Source organism: Microbacterium sp. zg.Y909 (genome assembly GCF_024626565.1).
Genome location: NZ_JANJFJ010000279.1, coordinates 1 through 5,785, shown reverse-complemented (window position 1 = coordinate 5,785; position 5,785 = coordinate 1). Strand labels below are relative to the sequence as shown.

Here is a 5,785-nt window from a genome sequence, read left to right as displayed (position 1 = left end):
CCGGCGTGGATGGGGTCGACGGCGTCTTCGTCGGGCCGGCCGACCTGGCTGCCTCGATGGGTCTTCTGGGACAGCAGTCGCATCCCGACGTCTCGGCGGCAGTCCGGCGCACCTTCGAGGCGGTGCGCGCGGCCGGCAAGCCCGTTGGCGTCAACGCGTTCGACCCCGCCGTGGCCGAGCGCCACCTCGACGCGGGCGCATCCTTCGTGGCGGTCGACGCCGACGTCGCGCTCCTCGCCCGCGGCTCGGAAGCCCTCAGCGCACGGTGGGCGCGACGTGAGCACGATGCCCCGCGTTCCGCGTACTGACCTCGCAAGATGAGAGTTCGATGAGAGCCCGCACGGACATCATTGCGCTTGCTCTCAGGTGAAACGTAGGTTTCTCCTACCGAACACCCAGGTTCGCTGACGGAGGCCCCCCGGATGACTCGATCACTGTCGTTCCCGCGTTTGCTGCAGCTGTTCGCCGCGCTGGGGGTGACGGTGCTCCTGCTGGTCATGCTCGCTCCCCCCGCCCACGCGACCACCGGCGCCGACGACTTCACCGCAAGCCCGGTCTCGCCCGAGGGTCCGGCCGAGTCCGACGCCCGATCAGCCACGGGCAAGCTCGCCGAGAGCGACCCCGACGTCCTCGGCCGCACCGACTCGGGCCAGACGGCGATCATGGTCAAAGTCGACGTCGACCCGGTCGCCGCCTACGCCGGCGGCATCGAGGGCCTCGCCGCGACGAGCCCCGCCGTCACCGGCCGCGATGTGGCCGACAGCGATGTCTCGGCGTACACCGCGTACGTGCAGGAGCAACTGGATGCCGCCTTCGCCGAGATCCAGGCAGCCGTCCCCGGTGCCGAACTGCTGTCGCGTCATGTGACCGTCTACGGCGGTCTGTCGATCATCCTCCCCGCCAACCGCGCGAAGGACGTCGCCGGACTCGAGACGGTCGCCGCCGTGCAGGACAACGCCCTGCGCGTCCAGGGGACCGCAGCCCCCGAGGAGACGCCCGCACCGGAGGAGACCCAGGCACCGGAAGAGACTCCCGCGCCCGACGAGACCGCCGTTCCCGAAGAGACGCCCGCACCGGAAGAGACCCCGGCACCGGAAGAGACTCCCGCGCCCGAGGAGACCGCCGCGCCCGAAGAGACCCCGGCTCCCGAGGAGACCCCTGCACCGGAGGAAGCCCCCGGACCGGACGCCCACGACGCCGACGGCCTCGACAACGACGGGTCGACCTTCGTCGGCGCCGACAAGGTGTGGCCGAGCCTCGGCGGTCGCGACCAGGCAGGAGCGGGCGTCATCGTCGGCGTCATCGACTCAGGCATCTGGCCCGAGCACCCGATGCTCGCAGACAACGGCATCCCCACCCCCGAAGGCGGACCGTGGGCCTGCGAGTTCGGCGGCGGCGCGGAGGGCGCCGGTGACGACTTCGCCTGCAACGACAAGCTGGTCGGCGCGTACGCGTTGCTCGACGCTTACCAGGTGCTCGCCGAAGAGCCCGCCGGCGCCATCGACTTCTGCGGCACTGACGTCTGCTCCGCCCGCGACTCCGACGGGCACGGCACGCACACCGCCACCACCGCCGCCGGCAGCGCCGTGGACAGCGCCCTCGTGCTCGGCGCCGACCACGGCCCCATCAGCGGCATCGCACCGGGAGCGTCGATCATCGCGTACCGGGCGCTCGGCCCTGCCGGTGGATACAACTCCGACCTCGTCGCCGCCGTGGAGCAGACCATCCTGGACGGCGTCGACGTCATCAACTACTCCGTCAGCGGGTCGGCGAACGTCTACACCGACCCGGTGGAGATGGCGTTCCTCGACGCGTATGCCGCAGGGGTGGCGGTGCACGCCTCGGCCGGCAACTCCGGCCCCGGGGCGTCCACGGCCAACCACGCCGGCCCCTGGACGACGACCGTGGCCGCCTCCACCATCGACCGGGTCTTCGCCTCGACCCTCGAGCTCTCCGCCACCGACGGCGGCACGCTGACCAAGACCGGCGCGACCGTCACGCAGGGCGTCACCGACGCCCCCGTGGTGCGCGCCGACGCCGTCCCTGGCTACACCGGCGGCATCCGCTGCGAGCAGCCCTTCGCCGACGGCTCGCTCGCCGGCACGGTCGTGGCGTGCGAGCGAGGCGGCAACGCCCGCGTCGCGAAGGGATACAACGCCTTGCTCGGCGACGCTGCGGGAATGATCCTGTACAACCCCACCCTGCAGGACACCGCCACCGACAACCACTTCCTCCCGACGATCCACCTCGAGGGACCCAACGACGAGCTTCTCGCCTTCCTGACCCGCCCCGGCGTCACCGCCTCGTGGGGTCCCGGGCAGGCGAGCCCCGGCCCGGGCGACGTCATGGCGAGCTTCAGCTCGCGAGGCCCCATCGGGGAGTTCCTCAAGCCAGACATCACCGCCCCGGGCGTCCAGGTGCTGGCCGGCAACACCCCCGCGCCGAGCAGCCCCGATGCCGGCCCCGACGGCCAGTACTACCAGGCCATCGCCGGCACCTCGATGTCGTCGCCCCACGCGGCAGGCGTCGCGGCCCTCGTGATCGCCGCCCGGCCCGACTTCACCCCCGGTCAGGTCAAGTCGGCGCTCATGACCTCGTCGCTGCAGGACGTGGTCAACGCGGACGGCTCCCCCGCCGGCGTGTTCGACCGCGGGGCCGGCAGCATCCGCGCGGACCGCGCCGTGGCGCCGATGCTCACCATCGCCGAGACGGCTGAACGGTTCGCCGCGAGCGCCGCCGACCCCCAGGGGCGCGTGGACCTCAACATCCCGAGCATCTACGTCGATCCCATGCCCGGTGCCATCGAGACCACCCGCACCGTGACCAACGTCACCGACCGACCGCAGACCTTCCGCGTCAGCGACGAGTCCACCGGGGGCCTGCGGGTGACGGTCTTCCCGGCGCGGTTCACCGTCGCTCCGGGCGCGTCCAAGCGGCTGTCGGTGATCATCGACGGACTGGAAGCGGCGGAGGGATGGCAGCAGGGCGAGATCACCCTCACCCCGGCCCGCGGCGGTTCGGACGTGGTGATCCCGCTCGCGGCGAACGTGCGCGAGGCGGAGGTGGCGCTCGGGCAGTCGTGTGAGCCCGAGAGCATCCGCCGCGGCTCCACCACCACCTGCACCGTCACGGCGACGAACTTCCTGCCGGTGGAGGTGCCGGCGACCATCAACGTCGCCGCGCACCCGTTCCTGAACGTCCGGGGCGTCACCGCACCCGCCAAGCGCCAGTTCCTCGGCGCGAAGTGGGAGGGCACGTTGAGCCCCGCCATCGCACCGACGATCCAGTCGGTCGCACCGGCGGCCGACTCCCACCCCACCGGCGCCTACCTGCCGTTGGCGGACTTCGGGATCGCCTCGGTCGCGCTCGGCGACGAGTCGATCATGAACTTCGCGGTGCCGTCGTTCTCCTACGGCGGCGAGGTGTACGACCGCGTCGGCGTCGTCTCGAACGGCTACGTCGTCGTCGGCGGCGGCACCTCGGCGGATGTGTCCTACCAGTCCACCGGCATCCCGAACCCGGCCTCGCCGAACAACGTGCTGGCGCCGCACTGGACCGACCTCAACCCCGAGGCGGGCGGCGCCGTGCGGGTGAGCACGCTCAGCGACGGCGTGACGAACTTCCTCGTCATCGAGTGGGAGGACGTGCCGACCTACTCCGGCAACGCCGTGAACACGTTCCAGACATGGATCGCGCTGGGCGCCACCGAGGCGATCTGGTTCGCGTACGGCGACGAGCCGGTCGCGGACAGCGCCACCAGCGCGGTCACCGGAGCCGAGAACCGGGACGGCACGAGCGGTGTCGTCGCCGACCCGCCGAGCGCGGGCGACGTCTACGCCATCACGACCGCACCGCCCACCGCCGGCGGCACGGTGAGCTTCGACTACACCCTCACCGGGGTGCTCCGCGGGCAGTGGGACACCTGGGCGACGCTCACCAGCCCGCAGCTGCGGGCCACCCCCGCCGAGCAGACGACGATCACGGTGCGCTGACCGCTCGGTGCGCTAGCCGCTGAGACCGCATCTGGCGGCCGAGACCGTGGGTGACAACCACTGTCTCGGCCGCCAGTTGTCGTCTCACCGGTCAGGCAGGGTCCGGCGGCCCGTGCAGTCGAACGGGCGCGGGGCGCGACGGACCCCCGGGGGCGATCAGGCGGTGCGGGCGGCCGCGCGCTCGGCGGCCTCGACCACGTTGGTCATCAGCAGCGCGACCGTCATCGGACCGACCCCGCCGGGGTTCGGCGACAGGTACCCGGCGACCTCCGCCACGTCGGGGGCGACGTCGCCGAAGACGCGGCTCTTGCCGGTCTCGGGGTCGAGTTCGCGTGTGACGCCGACGTCGAGCACGGCGGCGCCGGGGCGCACATCCTCGGCCCGCACGATGTGCTTCACGCCCGCCGCGGCGACGATGACATCGGCCTCGCGCAGGTGACGGCCGAGGTCGACCGTGCCGGTGTGGGTCAGCGTCACCGTCGCGTTGTACTCGCGGCGGGTCAGCAGCAGCCCGATCGACCGGCCGATCGTGACCCCGCGGCCGACGACGACGACGTGCTTGCCCGCCAGGTCGTAGCCGTTGCGCGTGAGCAGTTCGATGACGCCCCGGGGGGTGCACGGAAGCGGCGTGGTGATGGGCGTGTTGACGTTGAGCACGAGCCGGCCGAGGTTGGTCGGGTGGAGGCCATCGGCATCCTTCGCCGGGTCGATCCGCTCCAGGATCGCGTCGGTGTCCAGGTGCTTCGGCAGCGGCAGCTGCACGATGTAGCCGTGGCAGGTGGGGTCGGCGTTGAGCTCGTCGATCAGCTCCTCGACCTGCTGCTGGGTGGCGTCGGCGGGGAGCTCACGCTGGATCGAGTTCATCCCGATCGCCTCGGACTGCTTGTGCTTCATGCCGACGTACAGCTGGGATGCCGGATCGGCCCCCACCAGCACGGTCGCGATGCCCGGGACGATGCCCTTCTCCGCCAGCGCCGCCACCCGCGTGCGCAGCTCGTCCTTGATCGCGGCCGCCGTCGCGACGCCGTCGAGCCGGACCGCGGTCACTGCTGCAGGCCGGGGTAGAGGGGGAACGCCGCGGTGAGGGCAGCGACGCGTACGCGCAGCGCCTCGAGGTCGGCACCGGGCAGCAGCGCCTGGGCGATGATGTCGGCGACCTCGGTGAACTCGGCGTCACCGAAGCCGCGGGTCGCGAGCGCGGGCGTGCCGATGCGCAGGCCCGAGGTGACCATCGGCGGCCGCGGGTCGTTGGGGACGGCGTTGCGGTTCACGGTGATGTGGATCTCGTGCAGCAGATCCTCGGCCTGCTTGCCGTCGATCGCGGCGTCGCGGAGATCCACCAGCACCAGGTGCACGTCGGTGCCGCCCGAGCGCACGGCGATGCCGGCATCCTTGACGTCCTGCTGCGTGAGGCGATCGGCGAGGATCGCCGCACCCCGCAGCACGCGCTCCTGCCGCTCGGCGAACTCCGGGGTCGCCGCGAGCTTGAACGCCGTCGCCTTGGCGGCGATGACGTGCATGAGCGGCCCGCCCTGCTGGCCGGGGAAGACTGCGGAGTTGATCTTCTTGGCGATGTCGGGGTCGTTGCTGAGGATGAATCCCGAGCGGGGACCGCCGATGGTCTTGTGCACCGTCGACGACACCACGTGCGCGTGGGGCACCGGGTTCGGGTGGAGGCCCGCAGCGACGAGGCCTGCGAAGTGCGCCATGTCGACCCAGAGGAGCGCGCCGACCTCGTCGGCGATGGCGCGGAAGGCGGCGAAGTCGAGCTGACGGGGGTACGCCGACCAGCC

3 protein-coding genes and 1 pseudogene are annotated in these 5,785 nt (G+C 71.9%); 2 read left to right on the top strand and 2 right to left on the bottom strand.

Translation table 11 applies throughout. From position 1 onward, the window contains the following. Together NQ160_RS17030 and NQ160_RS17025 are read left to right on the top strand one after the other, a co-directional pair. Positions 1 to 308, top strand: a 308-nt coding sequence (locus NQ160_RS17030) for an aldolase/citrate lyase family protein (RefSeq protein ID WP_257516347.1), incomplete at its 5' end; no start/stop codon positions are given. Between the two features lie 114 nt (positions 309 to 422). Next, complete coding sequence (locus NQ160_RS17025) at positions 423 to 3,992, top strand: S8 family serine peptidase (RefSeq protein ID WP_257516346.1); 3,570 nt, start codon at positions 423 to 425, stop codon at positions 3,990 to 3,992. A 156-nt stretch (positions 3,993 to 4,148) separates the two neighbouring features. Here the strand turns inward: NQ160_RS17025 and NQ160_RS17020 are convergent, their stop codons facing one another. Then, positions 4,149 to 5,039 (bottom strand): bifunctional methylenetetrahydrofolate dehydrogenase/methenyltetrahydrofolate cyclohydrolase, encoded by an 891-nt coding sequence (locus NQ160_RS17020; RefSeq protein ID WP_257516345.1) that lies wholly within the window; start codon positions 5,037 to 5,039, stop codon positions 4,149 to 4,151. Further along, positions 5,036 to 5,785 (bottom strand): annotated as a pseudogene (locus NQ160_RS17015) (serine hydroxymethyltransferase); the annotation flags it as partial. The gene NQ160_RS17020 and the pseudogene NQ160_RS17015, both read right to left, overlap by 4 nt.